Below are 19,037 nucleotides of genomic sequence, written 5' to 3' on the forward strand. Positions count from 1 at the left end.
CCAATCGCCGCAACCGCTACCTGCCTGCGGTTCAGGTTCGAAATCGACCCATGGGTTTAACCACGTAATTGATAAGCGGCGACGGGCTAGCGGCGCACCACATGCGACACACAGGCCTGAAGGTACGGATGGCGGTCGTCGGAACGCTCCTGTTCGCGTTCTACGCCGCCGCCGGTGCAGTCGTCTACGCGATGTTCGGACAGGGCGCGATACCGCTCGTGCTCGTCGGCTCGGTGGTCCTCATCGGGTTCCAGTACAAGGTCGGGAAGTGGGCGGCGCTCCGGAGCGTCGGCGCTGAGGACATGCCCGAGAGTGGCGAGTACGCACGCATCCACCAGCAGGTCGAATCGATGAGTCGCGACATGGGCATCGACAAGCCGCGGCTGATGGTCGCGGACATGGGCGTCCCGAACGCGTTCGCGGTCGGCCGCAAGGGCGCGGGGACCGTCGTCGTCTCCCGCGAACTCCTCCACCTCCTGGAGGACGACGAGGTCGAGGGCGTGCTCGCGCACGAGCTCGCGCACATCGCGAACCGCGACGTCGTCATGATGGTGCTCGGGCAGGGCATCGCGAGCATCGTCGGGCTCGTCGCGCAGTTCGTCGTGCTGCTCGCGGGCGACAACGACCTCGCGGACTTCTTCCTCGCCATCATCGTCGGGAACGTCGTGCAGTTCATCGTGATGCTGTTCGTGCTCGCCATCTCGCGGTACCGCGAGTACGTCGCCGACGCGGACGCCCGCCGCGTCATCGGGAGCGGCGACCCGCTCGCGCGAGCGCTCTCGAAGATCAGTCGCGGCGCGGAAGGCCGCGAGTCGAAGATCGACGAGGACGTCTCCGCGCTCTGTATCTTCGGCACGGGCGGCGGGTTCCTCTCGAAGCTCGTGTCGACGCACCCGCCGATGGAGAAGCGCATCGAGCGGCTCCGTAACTGATGGTCGAACCGGGTCTCACGGAGGCGCTGTCGGCGGTCCTCGGCGTCGGGTTCGGCGCGTTCATGATCGCGAAGCCAGGGATCGTCCTCGCGGTGCAGACGGCGGGGACGCGCCCGGACCGCCAGCCTGGGCCGAGCGGCGACGCCCCGAGCGAGGGCAGCGTCTGGGAGACCCTTATCCGCGTCGCCGGCGTCGGGTTCGTCCTCGCCGGCCTCTACTTCGCGTCGCTGTTCCTCTGACGACCCACCACCCCGTCTTCGGGGAGGCCTTTCTCGGTCGGCGAGGCCCGCGTCTCACGGTCGGCGAGCGTGCCGTCCCCCGCTCGGCGAGCGTGCCGTCCCCCGCTCGGCGAGCGTGCCGTCCCCCGCTCGGCGAGCGTGCCGTCCCCCGCTGGCGCGTGCAGGGGTTGCACGCTGTGCACGGGGTGCACTGAAACGCCGTCGGTTCCTTCGTCGGGGTGCGGGCCACGAACGGGGACCCGGCCCGACGAGGGGGGAGTGTCGATTGAACGGGCTTGAAGCGCCGCGTCGGGGTTCGGGGGAGCGCCGACGCAGCGGCACTTGGTCGGTCGGCTCGGCGTCTGGTTACTCGCGGAACGAGTCTATCTTCGCTCGCGCCCAGTCGCGGACCGCGGGCGTGGTCGACTCGATGAGCGCCCGTGGTTCGCCGTCCTCGTCGACGCCGACCTGCACCACGTCGTCGAGGACGCCGACGTAGAACGGGACGTCGGCCGGCGCCCGTGACAGCGTGAACCCGTCCGCTGCCTGGAGATCCGCCGCAAGTGCGGCGTACCCGGGGGCTTCGAGGAGGGTCTCGACGACCCGTGGGCCGGCGACGAGTTCGACGGTCGCGTCGCCGTCGACGACGGACTCGTGGACGGCCTCGGTCGCGTGCAGGCCGAGGAACGGGACCGCGGCGAGGACGTCGGTGCTGCGTTGTATCGCCGCGACGTGCGCGTTCACCATCGCGAGCGGATCGCCCGGTTCCGTGACGGTGACGGTTGCCTCGTCGAGGAGTCCGAGGTCGACGTCGAACGCGTCGTCGTCGACGTGCTCGAGGAACGGCCGGAGGCGGTCCGCGATGCCGACCGTCGACTCGAGGTCGAGGAACCGGTCGACGATAGCGTCGGTGCCCGGAGTCAGCGCGTACTCGCGGTCGGTCGCGCGCACCCAGCCGCGGTCGCAGAGCGCATCGAGGTTCCGCGAGACCGTGGTGCGCGACGCCGAGAGCGCCTCGCGGAGGTCCTCGCGGGTCGCCGGCCCGCGTTCCCGGAGCGTCTCGAGCAGTCGAATGCGAGTGGTCGACCGGGCCAGGAACTCGACGTCCTCGATCCTCGCTGTCCGTTCGTCCATGGTCGTTCCAAACGTTCGGAGTGAGACCTATCAGTCCTGCGGCGTGTTGCAGCGGGTGCGACGCGGGGCGGCGAGTGCGATAGCGTCGTCCAACCCGGGAGTTATGCCGTCGCCGCGAGTAGCGCCGTGTATGCTAGTGGTATCCAACAGGTTCCACGTCCACGAGGACCACGTCGAGGAGTTCGAGGAGCGCTTCCGGAATCGCATGGGCGAGGTCGAGTCGATGGACGGGTTCGTGCGCTTCGAGTTCCATCGCCCGGTCGACCACGGCCACATCGACACGGGGACGCACGCGGCGGTGACGTACTGGGAGTCGATGGACGCGTTCGAGGCGTGGACGGAGAGCGAGGCGTTCCGGGAAGCCCACCGGAATCCGGCGCCCGAGGAGTGGTTCGAGCAGGAGGGTAACGTGGAGATACACGAGGTCGGGTTCGACGCCGGCGGCGACCGGTAAGCGGGTTCGACAGCGGACGCGAGCGCTAGCGAGGCGGTCGGTCCTCGCGGACGTCGAGTGCGGCGGCGAGGACGTCGGCGTGGTCGAACCCGAGTTCGGGCGGGTCCCGTGGGTCGAACGTCCCCACTTTCGTCGCCTCCTCGCGTGCTTCGGGGGTCGCGTCCGGGTCAACGGGCTCGCAGACGTAGGCTGCGCTCGCGGTGTGTCGCGGGTCGCGGTCGGGTGCGTCGAACAACCCGACGAACGCGGTCGGTTCGACCGCCATCCCGGTCTCCTCCTCGACCTCGCGCGCGGCGGCGGTCGCGGCGGTCTCCTCGGGTTCGACGAACCCACCGGGGAGCACCCACGAACCCTCGTCTGGCGGGTGGTTGCGTTCGAGCAGGACGACCGCGTCGTCGACGAATACGACGCCGTCCGCGGTGAGTGCGCGCACGTCGTGACTCATGCGTCGGCGTTCGCGCCGACGAGCGTAAAAGACACGTCATCGAAACCGTCTTTCCCGAGCGCCGTATCGGTCTGGTTCCATGAGCGAACGCATCAACGAGGGGTTCGTCGACAAACGGACGGGTGCGCTCCAGGAGCGGTACGGCGCGGTGGACGTCGTCGAATCGACGATGGAGGTGCCCGCGGCGAAGTTCGACGAGTGCGTCGCGAACGCCCGCGACGGCTACGTCGGCGGGGCGTACGCGTGGGTGTCCCGGGAGCCGGAACAGGCGGGCTACCCGAGCGAATCGTACGTCGGCGACGGGATAGAGCGCGAGCAAGCGCTGCTCGTCCTGCCCCGCGGCGACGACGAGTGGGGCATCCCCGGCGGTGGCGTCGAGGACGACGAGTCGTTCGAGCGCGCCGCCCGCCGCGAGACCCTCGAAGAGACCGGCGTCGGGTGCGAGATTTCTGGACTGTGGCTGCTCGACCGGAAGACGTGGCAGAGTACCGATCCAGATGAAGACCGCGAGACGGTGTCGCTGCACGCGTTCTTCGACGCGGACTACGTCGGTGGCTCCATCACCGTCCAGCCCGGCGAGGTCGACGGCGCCGCGTGGTTCGCCGAACCGCCCGCAGCGCTGATGGAGGAGACCGCGATGCGTGCCGACTCGTTCTTCTGAAGAGGGTCACGCGACCGGTATTGGTCTCCACGCACCGACGTCACTCGCCGCTACCAGCGATCAGGTGCCGGCGTCGGTCGACGGCGCACTCCACGGCATCGCAAACGGCACCGCCGCTACCGCACTCCCGCTCGACGCGGTCTACAACGAGTTCCTCGCGTAGCCGTGGTTCGGGAGACAGCCCGAAGGCTCGAAGCAGCCCGAAACAGCCAGTAAGCGCCCCGATTACGCAATATCACCTTATCCACCCAGGGCGCGACTAGAAGCAGTGAGAACCATCATGAAGCAATTCAAAATGAACGTCCTCGATTGGATCGTACTCGCCCTCGTCATCGTCGGTGCGGTCAACTGGGGGCTCGTCGGCATCGGGTACTTCGTGGACTCGGCCGCGAACTGGAACCTCGTGAACATCGCGCTCGGGTCGATTCCCGAACTCGAGTTCCTCGTGTACGCCATCGTCGGCCTCGCGGGCATCTACGGCATCTACTTCGCCACCCGCATCTCGGGCGTTCGCGTGGACGACATCGACGAGATGACCGACGAGATGACCGAGCGCGTGTCCCCGAAGTAATTCGGGCTCGAACGGTTCACGCGGATTTTTCCAACTCGACTCCGACTCCGTTTTTCGTCGGTATCAGTCCGTAGAGCGAACGCGCCCATCCAGCGGTTCGTGGCTAGTGGTTCGTGGCTAGAAGTTCTCGACGTGCGGGCGGACGTCCAGTTCGAGCGTCCACGACGACCGGTCCTGCTCGACGAGGTGCCAGTACTCGGCCGCGATGCTGTCGGGGTCGAGGTAGGTGTCGGCGTCGCCGTCGGTGTCGCGGCCGGCGACGTCCGGCGGTCGTATCTGGCCGTCGATGACGACGTGGGCGACGTGGACGCCGTCGGGGCCGAGTTCGCGCGCCATCGACTCGGCCATGCCGCGGGCGGCGAACTTCCCGGCGCTGAACCCGACTGCACCGTCGCGGCCGCGGACGGCCGACGTCGCGCCGGTGAAGATGACGGTGCCGCCGTCGCCATCGAGCATGTCGCCGACTGCCTCCTGTGAACACAGCAGCGCGCCGCGTGCTGAGACCGCGAGGGCGTCGTCGAACTCGTCGACCGAGATGTCCTCGAGTCCCTTCCACGCGCCGCCGCTGGCGTGATTCACGAGGACGTCGACGGGCCCGAACGCGTCGCGGACCGTCTCGAACCCCTCGCTGACTGCTCCGGGGTCGGTGACGTCGACCTGGACGGCGATGGCGGCGTCGCCGAGTTCGTCCGCGAGCACGTCGACGTAGTCGCTGGACCGGGCGAACAGGGCAACCTGGCAGTCCTCGTCGACGAATCGTCGAGCGAGCGACGCGCCGAGACCCGGGCCGACGCCCGCGATGACGACAGTACGTGTCATGCGTTCACGCAGGACCGCCAGCGGGAAAACGCTGTGCGTGGCTCGCACGCACCCGGTGGTGTCCGGTCTGCCCTGACCCCTGGTTCGGTCGCTGTCGGTTCCTACGTCGACGTGACGCGGTCGACGAAGTCGAGGGTGTGCTCGACGGTGCGTTCGAACCAGGGGTCGTCGGTGAAGAAGAAGTGGTCGCCGGGCGGCGTCTTCAGTTCGACGTCGACGCCCGCGCAGTTGAGGACGTCGCGATAGGCGCGAGTTTCGCGACGCGTGAGCCACTCGTCGTCGTCCGCGTGATAGAGGAGCGCGGGTGGATGCTGGCCGTCGGCCTGCTCTCGCGGCGAGGCCGCTCGGTATCGGTCGGGGACGTCGGTCGGATCACCGCCCACGAAGTCCGCGGTCTCGCTCCCGGGTTCTGCACCGAAGAGGTCGTAGGGGCCGTCGAAGCAGACGACGCCATCGACGGCGGTGGATGCCTCACCGTACGGGTCGGTGGGCGTTGGCGAGTGCGCCGGCTGTGACGCTGTCGCGGCGGTGAGGGCGGCGAGGTGCGCGCCCGCGGAGTGGCCGACGAGGACGACGGCCTCCGGGTCGAATCCGAGCGGACGTTCGCTACGAACCCACCGGACTGCGCTCCGGACGTCCTGGAGGGCGGCGGGGTACGTCGCTTCGCCGGAGAGCCTGTAGTCGACGGTGACCGCCGGGAGGCCGCGGGCGGCGAGTGCACGACAGCGGTCGTCGAAGAACTCGCGGTCGCCGCGATTCCAGACGCCGCCGTGGACGTGCACCGCGACCGCCCCACGTTCGAGGTCCTCGCTCGACGCACTCGGACGGAAGCAGTTCGCGTGGAGGTCGCGTTCGGGCGTCGACTTGAACGAGACGTCGCGGTCGACGATACCGGAGGGCATAGCCACCACGTCGAATTGACTGGTTGTAAGCACCACGAACATCGGCGATTGCGCGGGGACGGACCACGGGCCAGCGGTGGAATCGCACGGCCAGCGGTGGAATCGCACGCGTCGTTCGCTTCGACTGGTCCCGGGCTCTGGAGACATGCTTTTGGGGCCCGCGAGAGTGGTCGGCCGTGATGGCAGACGGCGACGCGACGTCGACCGACGACCGTCCCGCAGCGGGCGGTCTGGACGTCCTCGACCCGTTCCGGCAGTTCCTGTCGCTGCGCCGGGACGTGCTCGTGTTGTCGGTGGCGATGCTCGCGTTCAGTCTGGCGTTCCAGATGACGAGTCGGTACGTCCCGGAGTACATGCGCGTCCTCGGTATCAGTCCGGTCCTCATCGGCGTGTACCTGAGCGTCGGGAACCTCGTGAGTGCGGTCTACCCGTACCCGGGCGGGTGGGTGAGCGACCGCGTGGGATCGCGGACGGCGCTGACGGCGTTCGGCGTGCTGTCGACGCTCGGGTTCCTCGTGTGGTACGCCGTGGAGTCGGTGTCGGCGTGGACCCCACTCGGGTTGGCTTTGCCGGCGTTCGCCGTGATGACTGTCGGCCTGCTGTTCACGCAGGCGTGGAAGTCCTTCGGGCTGGGTGCGACGTTCGCGGTCGTCAAGCAGGCGACCGAGCCCGAGCACCTGGCCGCGGGGTTCGCGAGCACGGAGACCTTCAGGCGGATCGGGTTCCTCGTCGGGCCGCTGCTCGCGACGGCGCTGCTCGCGGCGACGACCGGGTTCGTCGAGGGGTTCCAGCGCATCCTCCTCGTCGCCGTGGCGTTCGGCGCGGTCGCGACCGTCGCCCAGCACTACCTGTACGACGCGAGCGAGGACACCGTCGGGGACTCGTTCGCGGGCGTCTCGCAGGTGCTCGCGGACCTCCGCGGCCTCCCGGACCTGCTCCGACCGCTGCTCGTCGGGGATACGTTCGTCCGGTTCGCGAACGGGATGGTGTACGGGTTCTTCGTGCTGTTCGTCACCGACGAACTCGGCGTGGGATTCCGGGCGTTCGGGGTGGCGCTGCGGCCGGACGCGTTCTTCGGTGTGCTGCTCGCGGTGGAGATGGTGGTCGCGCTCGCGTCGATGATTCCGGTGGCGACGCTCGCGGAGCGCGTGGGCCTGAAGCCCGTTGTCGCGCTCGGGTTCGTCGTGTACGCGGTCTTCCCGACGCTGCTGGCGTTCTCGCCGGCGGACCAGTGGGCGCTCGTCGCGCTGTTCGCGTTCTCGGGGCTGCGGTTCGCGGGGCTGCCGGCGCACAAGGCGCTCATCGTCGGGCCCGCGGAGGCGGACGCTGGCGGCCGCGTCACGGGGACGTACTACTTCGTGCGGAACGTGGTCGTCATTCCGAGCGCGGTGCTCGGTGGCGTGCTCTACGAGGTGTCGCCCGCGCTGGCGTTCCAGGTGGCGTCGGTCGTCGGCCTCGTCGGGACCGGATACTTCCTGCTGCGGGGCGGCGAGTTCGAGCCGTACGCCTGACCGGCCGCGCCCAGCTATGGATAATTCCCCGGCCCCTGGAGAACGTTTAGATTCCCCTATAGATACCGTTAATATGATAAAGTTTGGTTATGTAATTTATATCTATGTCGAGTATGGGGCACGTTCGCGCCGACGACGACGAGAGTCGCGTCGCCGTGTCGTCGGACGGCGTGCAGGTACGGAAGTGGGTGGCGACGAACGCGGCGGCGGTGCCGGTCGTGAAGTACGAGCTCGCGTCAGCCAGGGACGACGCGGTGGCGGTTGCGGTGAACGACGTCGTCCCGGACCACCTCGACGCGGACGACGTCGGGTTCCACGACGACCACCACGGCGACTGCTGGACGCGCCCGGGACCGGACGCCCTCCGGTTCGAGGTGACGCTGGACGGGGGCGAGGAGGTGACGACGGTGTACGGCATCCGGCGGGATTCCGTCGACGACCCGGCGCCGTACCTGGACCGACCGTCGCTCGACGTGACGGTCGATCCAGGCGTCGAGGACGCGAGCGACGATGACGCGTCGACGTCGGCGGCGTCGCCGGACGCGGTCGACGAACGACTCGAGCGGGCGCTCGAGGATGCCGCCGCCGCGTCCGAGTCGCCTGAGACTCCGGGCGGCGCGGACGACGGGTCGGCGTCGAGTGACGCTCAGGCCGAAGCATCGGGGAAGTCGGACGAGGAGCCGACGGAGACGCTCTCGCTCGCGGACCCGAAGGCGAACGAGGCGGCGGACGACAGCAGCGAGGAGGCCACGGCCACCGACTCGGGTCCGGTGTGGGAAGGTGGCGAACCGGAAGCGGCGCTAGCGACGGAAGACCCCGTCGCGCTGGCGACGAACGACGCGTCGACCACCGTTGCGGCCACCGAGGAGGACCCGGAGGACGTCGGCGAAGCGGACCCAACGGCCACGGGAACAGCTGCTCCGACGGACTCGGCCGCTGACGCGACCGGCGCGAGCGCTGACGCGACCGTCGGGTCCGAGGACGCCGCAGCCGCGGTCGGGAGCGAGAGCGAGGGCGTGGTGGCGTCGCTCGCGACCGAGTTGCAGTCGTCGGACGTGGACGCCGAGACGAAGGAGGCGCTGGCGCGCGAACTCAACCTCCAGTTGTCGGCGTCGTCCTCGCAGTTCGTCGAGCACCTCCAGTCGCGGATGAAGGAGAAGCGCGGCCAGCTCGAGGCCGACATCGAGCGGTTGGAGGACTCCATCGCGGAGCTCTACGGGCTGAAGGCGGACTCGTCGACGCTGTCGTCGGTTCGCGCGGAGAAGGCGGACGCCGAACGGGTTTCGACGCTATCGGAGTCGGTGTCGGCGCTCGAGGACGCGAAGGCGGACGCTGCGGCGGTGGCGGCGCTCGAGGAGGAGCTGGCGTCGGTGGAGTCGACGGCGGCGACGACGACGGACCTCGCGGACGCCCGGTCGTCGCTCGAGGACCGTATCGCGGCGCTCGACGCGACGCTCTCGAACGTCGACGAGCGCGCTGCGAGCGAGGCCGGCGTCGAGGAGCTCGCGCGCGGCGTGCGGGACCTGGACGACCGAACGCCGAGTACCGACGCGTTCGAGACGCTCCAATCGGACCACGAGACGCTGCGCGAGGACCACGAGCAGCTCCGCGACGCGCACGAATCGCTCGCCGAGGACGCGGCGAGGGACGCGGACCTGGCGGGCGTGGAGCGGGAGCTCGCGTCCCTCGACGAGTCGCTGTCGGCGGAACTGGAGCGCGTGACGTCGCGGCTCGAGGACCGCGTCGACGAGGAGGCGACGATGCGGGCGGACGCGGTGGCGGACGTCGAATCGGAACTGGAGCGCGTCGAGTCGACGAGTGCGACGGCCGAGCGCGTCGGGAGCGTCGAGGCGGACCTGGAGCGGCGGTACGTGACCGAGGCGGACATCACGGACGCGCTGGAGTCGCGGTTGCGGACGAGTCTGTTCGCGCGCACGCTCCTGCTGGGGGCTGGTGGCGCGGTCGGTGCCGGTGGTGCGTTGCTCGCGTCCGGAACGACCGGTGGCGTGGTGCTGGTGGTGCTCGGGCTCGCAGCGCTCGCGTACTGGTGGTGGTTGAACGACGGGGAGCTCGGCGAGGGCACCGACGAGTAGCGCACGGGAGCAGTAGCGCACGGGAACGGTCGTCCAGGCGGACGAGACGCGGATGGGTGGCGACGTTGGCTGCGAGTTCGCGGCTTCGACGGACCGGAGCACGCGTTTCGAAAGTTATCTCGCAGATTTAGTTTCGCATCTGAACGTATCGGGTATCTAATCGGCAAGATGATAACAGTGCATTCGGTAATTACCGTAGATGAGTGGGTCAGAGCACGCGTCCGTCGACGCGGACGACGACAGGGTGGCAGTCACCGCAGGTGGCGTCCACGTCTCGAAGTGGATGGCCGAGACGGGGTCCGCCGTCCCGATAGTGAAGTACGAGATCAGATCCGTTCGCGAGGACGACGTCCGGGTCGCCCTCACGGACCGCATCCCGGACGGACTCGACCTCGACGACGTCGGGTTCCACGACGAGTACCGCGGCGAACACTGGCAGCACGCCGGAGCGAACGCGCTCCGGTTCGAGACGGAGCTACCGGCGGGAGAGACGGTTACGACCGTCTACGGTGTCCGGCGAGAAGCGGTCGAGGACCCGTCGACGTTCCTCGCTCGCCCGGAGCTCTCCATCTCCTCAAGCGCCAACGTGACCGACGGCGCCGACGAGGACGCCACTGGTGGTGATGACGCGGCCGGTGCCGACGACGACGGCGAGAACGCGGCCGGGGACGACGACGACGAGAACGCGGCCGGGGCCGACGACGGCGAGAACGCGGTCGACGGCTCGGACGCGACTGCTCCGTCCGTCGACGCTGTCGTGCCCGAGGACGACAGCGAGTCCGGAGCGGAGTCCGACGAAGACGAGGACGGCTCCGGGGGCGGCGACGGCAGTCCGCGGTCGACGCTCTCGCTCGCCGACCCGACGGCCGAGGGGGCAACCGCCAGCGACGCCACGACCGATGGGGACGACGACGGCGGCGGCGACGAAGCGCTCGACGACGAGAGGGGCCCGTCGATTCTGGAGACGTCGACTGCGGACGAGGAAGAGAGCGACGACGCCGGTACGGCGGACGCAGCCGCGGACGAGCCCCCGGGCCGCGAAGGCGCTGGTGACGGCGACGCGGCGGTGGTGGAGCGGTTCGTGGCGGCGCTCGAGTCCGAGTCGGTCGACGAGGAGACGCGTGCGGCCCTCGGGCAGGCGCTGAACGTGCAGTTGTCGGCGTCGACGTCGCAGTTCGTCGAGCACCTCCAGTCGCGAGCGAAGGAGAAGCGCGGACAACTGGAATCGGACCTGGAGTCCCTCGAGGACTCGGTCGCGGAACTGTACGGAACGAAGGCGGACGCGTCGACGGTGGCGTCGCTCGACTCGCAGAAGGCTGACGCGGACACCGTGGACGCGCTCGCGTCGGACGTGACGGCGCTCGCGGACTCGAAGGCCGACGTCGAGGACGTAGAGCGGGTCCGTGACGCGCTGGAATCGTTGGACGACGCTGCGGCGATGGAGAGCGACCTCGAAGCGACCGAGGACGCGTTCGACGAGGAAGTGGACGCGCTCCGCGCGGACTTGGAGGCGCTCGAAGCGTCGGCGGCGACCGCGGACGCACTCGAGAAGCTCGGCGAGGACGTGGAGTCGCTGGACCGGCGGACGCCGGCGCTCGACGCGTTCGAGTCGCTGCGCGCGGACCACGACGACCTCGAATCGGTCGTCGACGACGTCGAAGCGACGCTGGAGGCGGACATCGAGACGGTCGCCGACGACCTCGAAGCCGAATCCGCGTCGCTCGCGGACGACCTCGAAGCCGAGTCCGAAGCGCTCCGTTCGGAGGTCGACGACCTGGAGACGCTCCTGTCCGACCGCATGGAACGCGAGCGCGCCGAGGTCGACGACGAGTTGGGGGAACTCGAGGAGTCGAAGGCGGACGCTGCGGCGTTGTCGGACACGTCGAGTCGCGTTGACGACCTCGCGGCGTCGAAGGCGGACGCGGACCGGGTCGCCGCCGTCGAGTCGACGCTCGAGGACGAGTACGTGACGGAGGCCGACATCACGGACGCGATCGAGGCGCGGATGCAGCGGTCGTTGCTCTCGCGCACGCTCCTGGTCGCGGGTGGCGCCGCAGCGGGCGGTGGGACCGCACTGGTTGCGACGGGCGTCTCGGCCGGCGGCGGTCTCGTCGTCGCCGCACTCGTCGCGTTCGCGGCCTGGTACTGGCTGCACCGCCGCGAACTCGCACCGCAACCGTCTACCGAGCCCGTTCTCGATGACCGCGACGGGGCGGAGACGGAGGAGGCACCACCGGAACTCGCCGCAGCAGAACACACCGAGACCGCTGACGCCGAGGCGACCGAATCCGACGACGCAGACGAGACCGAATCCGACGACGCAGACGAGACCGAATCCGACGACGCAGACGAGACCGAATCCGACGACGCAGACGAGACCGAATCCGACGACGCAGACGAGACCGAATCCGACGACGTCGAGGGCGACGGCGAGCCCTCCGAGGCCGTCAACGCCGACGACTGACGGCACCGACGACTCCAGGAACTCCTTCTCTGCCGAGAGCGAGCCCATCGCTGAGCGTCGAGCGATCGCGTCGCAGTCGTCCCCTGGGACCCGTCGAAAGAAAGACTGGACGTCAGCGGAAGTGGGAGGGCCGCACGTCAGCGGAAGTGGGAGGGCCGCACGTCAGCGGAAGTGGGAGGACTCCACGTCAACGGGGGCCTATCGAGGGAATCGCGGCTGTGCGCCGTCAGACGGGGTGGCGTTCGAGGGCGGGCTCGAACCCGCCCGTGACGAGGGAGGTGTCGGGGTCGACGGCGCGGGACTCCCATTCCTCTCGCTCGTGCGCGGTGAGCGTGTGCCAGCGCTCGCGGAGCCGGCGGTTCGACGTCGAGAGCGCGCCGCGTTCGTCGCGCACGAGCGCCTTCCCGAGTGCGACCGCCTCGGCGGCGGGTGTCGAGCGCGCCAGGCACGCCCGGCGGACGACCGTGTGGTTCGCGCGGCACGACGGCGCGTCCTCGATGCGGTCCGAGAGCACGTGCCGCGTCCACGCCTCGCGGCCCGTGAGCGGCAGTCGCTCCACGGCGACGCGCGGGTCGCACGTCCACGTCGGGAACTGCGGTGCCTCCCGATACGTGTCGCCGAACGTGCCGAGGTCCTCGCAGCACCGCGTGGACAGTACGTCGTAGCACGGCTCGCAGACCGCGACGAGGTTCGAGAGCGCCCACTCGGGCTCGCCCTCGGCCGCGACCGAGTGCACGTACCCGAGCGACGTCTCCTCGTCGGACTGGCGCGCGACCTTCGTCCCGCAGCGACCGCAGCGGTGGCCGTAGAACGCGAGGATGGCCTCGCGGCGCGCGGGATAGTCGACGGGAGCGTCCCTGTCGGAATCGACTGCTCCGGTGTCGCCGTTGCGGTCGGGTGCTGCCGGTCCGTGGTCGCGGTCGCGGTCCACGTCGTACTCGTGGTAGAGGTGCGACCGGTCGTCGACGAGGTACGCGACGTTGTACGGCGCTACGCTCGGGTCTGCGATGAACGCTGGCTCTGACATTGGATTGGTGACTTGCTGGTGTGCGGTCGGGCGACGCGATTCCCCTCGTGTATCCACCAGCGGGCGCGAGGGCCGAGGCTGGTGGATACAGGGTTCGCGGGTCGACGCGGGCGGGCGTCGACGGTCAGAGCTCGATGAGGATGCGTGACGTGACCGCCGGCTCGTCGCCGTGTGCGGCGTACTGGTGGTCGCCACCAGTGCGGGCCTCGTTCCGGGTGGGAGCGCGGCGGGTCATCTGTATTCTCACATTGTGAGACTGAGTACTTAATTTTTACTATTATGACCCCCGTTCGGAAGCATACGGCTGTCGATTGGTTTCATTCTCCGAGAATCGTCAGGTTCCAGGAGAGATAAGCGGAGATTCCGGTAGCAGCCTGCTACGGCGCGGAGCGGTCGATAGCGAGGGCGGCGCGGGCGGCGACAGCGGCTCAGGCGTCGGGTCACCGACTCGGTCAGGCGCCGGGTCACCGACCCGGTCAGGCGTCGGGTTTGATGCGGCCGAGCCGGAGGGCGTTCCCGGTGACGCCGAGGGTCATGCCGGCGTCGCCGACGAGGACTGCGAGCGCGAGACTGACGTTCACGTACGGGACGGCGACGCCGACGGCGAGCGCGGCCTTCACGCCGAGGCTCGCGTAGATGTTCTGGCGGATGACGCCGTTCGCGCGATGCGAGAGGTCGTAGAGGTACGGGAGCTTCGCGACGTCGTCGCTCATCAGCGCGATGTCCGCGGTCTCGATGGCGGTGTCGGTGCCGGCGGCGCCCATGGCGACGCCGACGGTCGCGGTGGCGAGCGCGGGCGCGTCGTTCACGCCGTCGCCGACCATCGCCACGCCGCCGTCGTACTTCGCGTCGAGCTCGCGGACGGCGTCGACCTTGTCCTCGGGGAGGAGACCGGCGCGGTAGTCGTCCACGCCGACCTGTTCGGCGACCGCGGCGGCGGTGCGCTCGTTGTCGCCGGTGAGCATCACGACCTCCAGGCCGAACGATTGGAGTGCGCTGACGGCCTCGCGAGCGCCGGGGCGGACCTCGTCGGCGACCGCGACCAGGCCCTCGAGTTCGTCCTCGGTCCCGACGAGGATGACGGTCTTCCCCTCGCCCTGGAGGCGCGGGATGGTCTCCTCGGCGAGGTTCAGGCACCCGTGGCGGTCGCAGAGGTCCGTGACCTCCGCGGAGACGCCCGCGCGGCCGTCGTCGCCGCTGGCGCCGGCGGTGCGTTCCGCGCCCTCGGCGCCCTCGGCGCCCTCGGCGTGCTCGCTGGCGGCGTCGACGACGTGCGCGTGCTCGAGTTCGAACCCGAGGTCGTCGAACCACGCGGGCTTGCCGGCGTAGTGCGCGGTGCCGTGGAGCGCGCCCGTCACGCCTTTCCCGGTGACGGACTGGAAGTCGTCCGCGCCGGAGCTGTCGGCGTCGACGCCGACGGTGCCGTCGGCAGCGGCGACGATGGCGTCCGCGATGGGGTGCTCGCTCTTCGCTTCCAGGCCGCGCGCGCACCGGAGGACGTCCGCTTCGGTGCGGTCGCCGAGCGGGACGACGTCCGTGACGGTGAGTTCGCCCTTCGTGAGCGTCCCGGTCTTGTCGACCGCGATCGCGTCGACGGCACCCATCGCCTCCAGGTGGTTCCCGCCCTTGACGAGCACGCCGTTCCTGGCGGCGGCGGTGACGCCGGAGACGACGCTGACGGGCGTGGAGATGACGAACGCGCACGGGCAGGCGAGGACGAGCATCGTGATGCCGTTCACGAACCATTCGGTCCACGGCGCGCCGAACGCGAGCGGCGGGACGACGGCGATACCGATGGCGAGCGCGACCATGACGGGCGTGTAGTAGTTCGCGAACCGCTCGACGAACTGCTCGCGCTCGGTCTGGTTCGCCTCCGCGTCCTCGACGAGCGAGACGATGCGCGAGAGCGTCGAGTCCTGGGCTTCGGCGCGGACCTCCACCTCGACGTAGCCGGCCTCGTTGATGGTGCCGGCGTACACCTCGTCGCCGACGGTCTTGTCGACGGGGACGCTCTCGCCGGTGACGGGCGCCTGATTGATCGCGGTGTCGCCGTCGACGACGACGCCGTCCGCGGGCACCTTCTCGCCGGGTTTCACGACGACGACGTCGCCGACCGCGAGCTCCTCGACGGGAACGGTCTCCGTCTCGCCGTCCGCGCGTTTGACCGTCGCCTCGTCGGGGGAGAGTTCGACGAGTTCCTGGAGGCTGTTCCGGGTTCGGTCCATCGCGTAGCCTTCGAGGAGTTCGCTGACGCTGAAGAGGACGGCGAGCGTCCCGGCTTCGAGGTAGTAGTGCTCGCCGAACCCGACGCTCGCGGTGATGGCGGCGACGATGGCGGCGCTCATCAGGAAGTCGATGTCGAGCTGGGTGTTCTTCGCGGAGTAGTAGCCGCCGCGGAGGATCTCCTGGCCGGCGGCCGCGGTGGCGGCGAGGAACGCGACGTCGGCGACGGTGAACGAGGCGCCGAGGACGGTCGCGACGGTGGCCAACCCGTCGAACCCGAACTGCGCGAGTAGGCCGACGGCGAGGAAGGCGGCGCCGGCGTAGGTCTTCTTCGCGCGGGTGCTCCGCCAGACGCTCCGGTCGTCGCCGCCGTGGTCGTGCGCGCCGTCGCCGGCGTCGTCCTCGGTAGCGTCGCTCCCGGTGACGTCGTAGCCGGCGGATTCGATGGCGTCGCGGAGCGCGGTTACGGCGGTGTCGTCGTCGTACTCGATGCGGACGGTCCCGGACGTGGGGCGCGTGCTCACGTCGAGGACCCCGGCGCGGCCGTCGAGTGCGGCCTCGACCTTGTCGGCGCACGACGAGCAGTCCATGTCGGGGACGTCGAACGTGACCGTCGAGACGCTCGTGGCGGCGACGTCGTAGCCTGCTCCCTCGACGCCGCTCGCGACGTCGTCTGCGGTGGCGCGCGATTCGTCGTAGGTGACGGCGACCCGGCCCTGGGTGGGACTGGTCTCGATGCGTTCGACGCCGTCGACCCCGGAGACGCCGGCTTCGACCTTGTCGGCGCACGACGAGCAGTCCATGTCGGGGACGTCGAGGTCGACGGTTCGACTGGTCGAGGGCCCGTCCTCGCGCTCGTCGGGTGGTTCGTCGGGTGGTTCCGAGGCGTCCGCACGTGTCATATGCGAGGGTAGACGACGACCGTATATTAATCCCGCTACTACGAGAGCGCCGCTGATGGCCAGATATTAACAACTCGACGCCCGTAGGTTAGTAACGTCGGGCGCAAGCGCCAAGTGAACGCGTTGCTAGTTTCGAGTATGGGAGACGCCGTCATCGTCGACGCCGTGCGGACGCCCTTCGGGGACCGCGACGGCGCGTTCAGAGACACGCACCCGCAGGACCTCGCCGCCGCACCGCTTTCCGCGCTCGAATCCCGCGTCGGCTTCGACCCCGCGACGGTCGAGGACGTCGTGTACGGCTGCGTGACGCCGAAGGGCGACCAGGGGAGCAACATCGCTCGCATCGCGCCGCTCGTCGCGGGCTGGGGCGAGGACCTCGGCGACGACCCCGAGGCCGGGGACTCTTACTCGGGGCGGCACGGCCCGCCGGGCGTCCAGCTGAACCGGATGTGCGGGAGCGGCCAGCAGGCCGTGAGCTTCGCCGCCGGCCAGGTCGCGGCCGGGTTCCAGGACGTCGTCGTCGCCGGCGGCGTCGAGCACATGACCCGCGAGCCGATGGGGAGCGACGGCGGGTCGATGGCGGACACGTACTTCGAGCACTTCGAGGAACTGATTCCGCAGGGCGAGTCCGCGGAGCGCATCGCGGAGCGCTGGGGGTTCTCGCGCACGGACCTCGACGAGCTCGCCGCGGAGTCCCAGTCGCGCTGGAAGGCGGCGTGGGACGCCGGCCGGTACGACGACCAGGTCGTGCCCGTGGACACCGACCTCGACGGCGAGGCCGTGACCGTCGAGGAGGACGGCCACCCGCGCCCCGAATCCACCGTCGACAGTCTCTCCGGGGTGCCGCTCGCGTTCCGCGAGGAGGGCGAGGGCGTCGTGCACGCCGGGAACTCGTCCGGTATCGTCGACGGCGCGAGCGCGCTCCTCGTGACGAGCGAGGCGACCGCCGAGGCGAACGACTGGGAGCCGCTGGCGCGCATCGTGGACACGCAGGTCGTGGGCGTCGACCCGACGACGATGCTCACGGGACCGATTCCGGCGACCGAGCAGCTCCTGGCGGCGAACGACCTGGGCGTGGACGACGTGGACCGCTACGAGGTGAACGAGGCGTTCGCGAGCGTGCTCGCGGCGTGGCTCGAGGAGACGGGCGCGGACTGGGACCGCGTGAACGTCGACGGCGGCGCCATCGCGCACGGCCATCCCCTCGGCGCGACCGGCGCGGCACTGATGACGAAGCTCGCGCACATGATCGACCGCGGCGACGCCGACACCGCGGTGTCCACGATGTGCATCGGGTTCGGGCAGGGCGTCGCGACGCTGCTGGAAGCGCCGTAGGCACGACCGAGCGTCCACGGCGGGTCGTCGGTCCCGGGGAACCGACGGGCCGAAGCGTACTTGCCTCGGTCCGCCTATTCAGCTGACATGAGTGACGCGTCCTGGTTCGCGTTCGGCGTCTGCCTGTTCCTCTACGGCGCGTGGCTGGTGGCGAAGCCGCGAGCCTGGGCGAACTTCAGCGAGCAGCTCGACGCGATCGGCAGCGACCGCGACGGGACCGACGTCGAGGCCACGGAGTCGCACGTGACGGCGAACCGGTACGGCGGGTACGCGTTCGCGCTCGTGGGGCTTGCGATGATTTCGAGCGTGGTGTTCTGAACGCCGCTGGGAACGCGGGGCTTTTGTCCGCCTCGGCCGTCTCGTCGCGCATGACGCTGTCGTCGCTCCCGGACCGCCCGATGACGGGCGGGGAGGTCCAGTCGCTGAACGAACAGGACAACGAGCTGTCGGTGGCGCCAGCGAACTACGTGCCAGAGCAGGACCGCGTGTTCGCGGTGTACTTCATCCGGAGTACTCGTGGGCACGCGGTCGTGTTCGACGAGGGCGAGGAGGGCTGGCGGGTGCTGGAGGCGGTGGACGACGACGTGGAGAACGCGTTCGCGGTCCTCCAGGACGCGGTTCGCGAGTGGGCTGACGACGCCGAGTTCGACGACGAGTACGTCGAGGGCGAGACGACGGTGGACTTCGACGACCCGGACGCGGTCGTCGACGACCTGGACGAACGGTAGCGCTCGCGGCCCGGTCGCGGGGTGTCACCGCTCGGACACCGAAGACGTTTCAGTGAGGCTGAACGAAGGGAGGTATGGTCTCACCGGACGGCCTCGCGTACGGGCTGGCGACGGCGGTTCTCGGCGGCGGAGTCGTCCGGTTCGCGCACGTCATCTCCATGCTAGCGGGCGTCCTCCCGGTCGTGGAACCCGAGGGCGATGCCAGGACCGCGACGGGGATGCGGACGCTCCTCCTGAAGGGCACGGGCGTGTTCGTGGCCGGGGTCGGCGTGCTCGTCACGCTCCTCTCTGTCGGGAACTGACCGGGCGAGGTCGTCGGTGGAGACCGCACGACTGCGGTCCGACGGATGCGAACGTTCAAATTCGACGACCGACTAGGGCGAGCATGAACTCGCTGCTGAGTGTCGTACTCGGGTTCGCCATGATCGTCGGCGGGCTGCTCGTCTATCGGTACGCCGACGGTATCGCCGGCGTGCGGACGCGAGCGCTGCCCGCTGGCGTCGCGGGCGCCCCCGGTGACGGACAGGAGTTGAAGGTCGCACTGAACCGCGCGTTCGCGCTCGGTGCGGTCGTCCTCGGCGCCGCGACCGTCCTCGTCTCGCTGACGTGACGCCGCGG

19 protein-coding genes are annotated in these 19,037 nt (G+C 69.6%); 13 read left to right on the plus strand and 6 right to left on the minus strand.

Going from position 1 to position 19,037, the window contains the following annotated elements:
• Positions 1 to 128 precede the first annotated feature (128 nt).
• Positions 129 to 932 carry a M48 family metallopeptidase gene (locus ACZ48X_RS01165; protein ID WP_379762717.1) on the plus strand — a complete coding sequence of 268 codons (804 nt, stop codon included), beginning with the start codon at positions 129 to 131 and terminating at the stop codon, positions 930 to 932.
• Complete coding sequence (locus ACZ48X_RS01170) at positions 932 to 1,171, plus strand: DUF6199 family natural product biosynthesis protein (protein WP_336351407.1); 240 nt, start codon at positions 932 to 934, stop codon at positions 1,169 to 1,171. The genes ACZ48X_RS01165 and ACZ48X_RS01170 overlap by 1 nt, the downstream gene beginning before the upstream one ends.
• Positions 1,172 to 1,516: 345 nt before the next feature.
• Here the strand turns inward: ACZ48X_RS01170 and ACZ48X_RS01175 are convergent, their stop codons facing one another.
• Positions 1,517 to 2,284, minus strand: a complete 768-nt coding sequence (locus ACZ48X_RS01175) for a helix-turn-helix transcriptional regulator (protein ID WP_336351406.1) — start codon at positions 2,282 to 2,284, stop codon at positions 1,517 to 1,519.
• Between the two features lie 130 nt (positions 2,285 to 2,414).
• Here ACZ48X_RS01175 and ACZ48X_RS01180 point away from each other — a divergent pair, with 130 nt between their 5' ends.
• Positions 2,415 to 2,738 carry an antibiotic biosynthesis monooxygenase family protein gene (locus tag ACZ48X_RS01180; RefSeq protein ID WP_336351405.1) on the plus strand — a complete coding sequence of 108 codons (324 nt, stop codon included), beginning with the start codon at positions 2,415 to 2,417 and terminating at the stop codon, positions 2,736 to 2,738.
• Positions 2,739 to 2,763: 25 nt separating this feature from the next.
• Here the strand turns inward: ACZ48X_RS01180 and ACZ48X_RS01185 are convergent, their stop codons facing one another.
• Entirely contained in the window at positions 2,764 to 3,183 is a 420-nt protein-coding gene (locus tag ACZ48X_RS01185) for an NUDIX domain-containing protein (protein WP_336351404.1), read from the minus strand.
• Positions 3,184 to 3,262: 79 nt separating this feature from the next.
• Between ACZ48X_RS01185 and ACZ48X_RS01190 the strand changes: the two genes are divergently transcribed.
• Positions 3,263 to 3,844 carry an NUDIX hydrolase gene (locus ACZ48X_RS01190; RefSeq protein WP_336351403.1) on the plus strand — a complete coding sequence of 194 codons (582 nt, stop codon included), beginning with the start codon at positions 3,263 to 3,265 and terminating at the stop codon, positions 3,842 to 3,844.
• A gap of 280 nt (positions 3,845 to 4,124) precedes the next feature.
• Positions 4,125 to 4,415, plus strand: a complete 291-nt coding sequence (locus tag ACZ48X_RS01195; RefSeq protein WP_336351402.1) for a DUF378 domain-containing protein — start codon at positions 4,125 to 4,127, stop codon at positions 4,413 to 4,415.
• A 117-nt stretch (positions 4,416 to 4,532) separates the two neighbouring features.
• Here ACZ48X_RS01195 and ACZ48X_RS01200 read toward each other — a convergent pair whose 3' ends face one another.
• Together ACZ48X_RS01200 and ACZ48X_RS01205 are read right to left on the minus strand one after the other, a co-directional pair.
• Entirely contained in the window at positions 4,533 to 5,234 is a 702-nt protein-coding gene (locus ACZ48X_RS01200; protein ID WP_336351401.1) for an SDR family NAD(P)-dependent oxidoreductase, read from the minus strand.
• A gap of 101 nt (positions 5,235 to 5,335) precedes the next feature.
• The gene (locus tag ACZ48X_RS01205) at positions 5,336 to 6,136 is read right to left on the minus strand and encodes an alpha/beta hydrolase (protein ID WP_464379801.1); all 801 of its coding nucleotides are present in this window, start codon (positions 6,134 to 6,136) and stop codon (positions 5,336 to 5,338) included.
• Positions 6,137 to 6,315: 179 nt separating this feature from the next.
• Here ACZ48X_RS01205 and ACZ48X_RS01210 point away from each other — a divergent pair, with 179 nt between their 5' ends.
• The 3 genes from ACZ48X_RS01210 (at position 6,316) to ACZ48X_RS01220 (ending at position 12,204) form a co-directional block, all read left to right on the plus strand.
• Complete coding sequence (locus tag ACZ48X_RS01210; protein WP_336351399.1) at positions 6,316 to 7,647, plus strand: MFS transporter; 1,332 nt, start codon at positions 6,316 to 6,318, stop codon at positions 7,645 to 7,647.
• Between the two features lie 113 nt (positions 7,648 to 7,760).
• Complete coding sequence (locus ACZ48X_RS01215; RefSeq protein WP_336351398.1) at positions 7,761 to 9,740, plus strand: hypothetical protein; 1,980 nt, start codon at positions 7,761 to 7,763, stop codon at positions 9,738 to 9,740.
• A gap of 199 nt (positions 9,741 to 9,939) precedes the next feature.
• The gene (locus tag ACZ48X_RS01220; protein WP_464379802.1) at positions 9,940 to 12,204 is read left to right on the plus strand and encodes a midas domain-containing protein; all 2,265 of its coding nucleotides are present in this window, start codon (positions 9,940 to 9,942) and stop codon (positions 12,202 to 12,204) included.
• A gap of 226 nt (positions 12,205 to 12,430) precedes the next feature.
• On the opposite strand, the gene ACZ48X_RS01225 is transcribed toward ACZ48X_RS01220, so the two are convergent.
• Both ACZ48X_RS01225 and ACZ48X_RS01230 read right to left on the minus strand, forming a co-directional pair.
• Positions 12,431 to 13,231 (minus strand): HNH endonuclease, encoded by an 801-nt coding sequence (locus tag ACZ48X_RS01225; protein WP_336351396.1) that lies wholly within the window; start codon positions 13,229 to 13,231, stop codon positions 12,431 to 12,433.
• 476 nt (positions 13,232 to 13,707) lie between these two features.
• Complete coding sequence (locus tag ACZ48X_RS01230; RefSeq protein WP_336351395.1) at positions 13,708 to 16,356, minus strand: heavy metal translocating P-type ATPase; 2,649 nt, start codon at positions 16,354 to 16,356, stop codon at positions 13,708 to 13,710.
• A gap of 138 nt (positions 16,357 to 16,494) precedes the next feature.
• Between ACZ48X_RS01230 and ACZ48X_RS01235 the strand changes: the two genes are divergently transcribed.
• The 5 genes from ACZ48X_RS01235 (at position 16,495) to ACZ48X_RS01255 (ending at position 19,029) form a co-directional block, all read left to right on the plus strand.
• On the plus strand, positions 16,495 to 17,691 hold the full coding sequence (locus tag ACZ48X_RS01235) for a thiolase family protein (RefSeq protein ID WP_336351394.1): 1,197 nt from the start codon (positions 16,495 to 16,497) through the stop codon (positions 17,689 to 17,691).
• 87 nt (positions 17,692 to 17,778) lie between these two features.
• Entirely contained in the window at positions 17,779 to 18,009 is a 231-nt protein-coding gene (locus ACZ48X_RS01240) for a hypothetical protein (protein WP_227132963.1), read from the plus strand.
• Positions 18,010 to 18,059: 50 nt separating this feature from the next.
• Positions 18,060 to 18,419: a DUF7964 domain-containing protein gene (locus tag ACZ48X_RS01245; RefSeq protein WP_336351393.1), complete on the plus strand. Its 360-nt coding sequence runs from the start codon at positions 18,060 to 18,062 to the stop codon at positions 18,417 to 18,419.
• A 74-nt stretch (positions 18,420 to 18,493) separates the two neighbouring features.
• Positions 18,494 to 18,721, plus strand: coding sequence for a hypothetical protein (locus ACZ48X_RS01250; RefSeq protein ID WP_336351392.1), 228 nt, complete (start codon positions 18,494 to 18,496; stop codon positions 18,719 to 18,721).
• 83 nt (positions 18,722 to 18,804) lie between these two features.
• The gene (locus tag ACZ48X_RS01255) at positions 18,805 to 19,029 is read left to right on the plus strand and encodes a hypothetical protein (protein WP_336351391.1); all 225 of its coding nucleotides are present in this window, start codon (positions 18,805 to 18,807) and stop codon (positions 19,027 to 19,029) included.
• Positions 19,030 to 19,037: the final 8 nt, after the last annotated feature.

The sequence above is a fragment of the Halorubellus litoreus genome (assembly GCF_055378595.1).

Bases quoted from the DNA above. Each gene is read 5' to 3' on its own strand.
- ACZ48X_RS01165 (WP_379762717.1), top strand. From the start codon at position 129: ATGGCGGTCGTCGGAACGCTCCTGTTCGCGTTCTACGCCGCCGCCGGT.
- ACZ48X_RS01170 (WP_336351407.1), top strand. From the start codon at position 932: ATGGTCGAACCGGGTCTCACGGAGGCGCTGTCGGCGGTCCTCGGCGTC.
- ACZ48X_RS01175 (WP_336351406.1), bottom strand. From the start codon at position 2,284: ATGGACGAACGGACAGCGAGGATCGAGGACGTCGAGTTCCTGGCCCGG.
- ACZ48X_RS01180 (WP_336351405.1), top strand. From the start codon at position 2,415: ATGCTAGTGGTATCCAACAGGTTCCACGTCCACGAGGACCACGTCGAG.
- ACZ48X_RS01185 (WP_336351404.1), bottom strand. From the start codon at position 3,183: ATGAGTCACGACGTGCGCGCACTCACCGCGGACGGCGTCGTATTCGTC.
- ACZ48X_RS01190 (WP_336351403.1), top strand. From the start codon at position 3,263: ATGAGCGAACGCATCAACGAGGGGTTCGTCGACAAACGGACGGGTGCG.
- ACZ48X_RS01195 (WP_336351402.1), top strand. From the start codon at position 4,125: ATGAAGCAATTCAAAATGAACGTCCTCGATTGGATCGTACTCGCCCTC.
- ACZ48X_RS01200 (WP_336351401.1), bottom strand. From the start codon at position 5,234: ATGACACGTACTGTCGTCATCGCGGGCGTCGGCCCGGGTCTCGGCGCG.
- ACZ48X_RS01205 (WP_464379801.1), bottom strand. From the start codon at position 6,136: ATGCCCTCCGGTATCGTCGACCGCGACGTCTCGTTCAAGTCGACGCCC.
- ACZ48X_RS01210 (WP_336351399.1), top strand. From the start codon at position 6,316: ATGGCAGACGGCGACGCGACGTCGACCGACGACCGTCCCGCAGCGGGC.
- ACZ48X_RS01215 (WP_336351398.1), top strand. From the start codon at position 7,761: ATGGGGCACGTTCGCGCCGACGACGACGAGAGTCGCGTCGCCGTGTCG.
- ACZ48X_RS01220 (WP_464379802.1), top strand. From the start codon at position 9,940: ATGAGTGGGTCAGAGCACGCGTCCGTCGACGCGGACGACGACAGGGTG.
- ACZ48X_RS01225 (WP_336351396.1), bottom strand. From the start codon at position 13,231: ATGTCAGAGCCAGCGTTCATCGCAGACCCGAGCGTAGCGCCGTACAAC.
- ACZ48X_RS01230 (WP_336351395.1), bottom strand. From the start codon at position 16,356: ATGACACGTGCGGACGCCTCGGAACCACCCGACGAACCACCCGACGAG.
- ACZ48X_RS01235 (WP_336351394.1), top strand. From the start codon at position 16,495: ATGGGAGACGCCGTCATCGTCGACGCCGTGCGGACGCCCTTCGGGGAC.
- ACZ48X_RS01240 (WP_227132963.1), top strand. From the start codon at position 17,779: ATGAGTGACGCGTCCTGGTTCGCGTTCGGCGTCTGCCTGTTCCTCTAC.
- ACZ48X_RS01245 (WP_336351393.1), top strand. From the start codon at position 18,060: ATGACGCTGTCGTCGCTCCCGGACCGCCCGATGACGGGCGGGGAGGTC.
- ACZ48X_RS01250 (WP_336351392.1), top strand. From the start codon at position 18,494: ATGGTCTCACCGGACGGCCTCGCGTACGGGCTGGCGACGGCGGTTCTC.
- ACZ48X_RS01255 (WP_336351391.1), top strand. From the start codon at position 18,805: ATGAACTCGCTGCTGAGTGTCGTACTCGGGTTCGCCATGATCGTCGGC.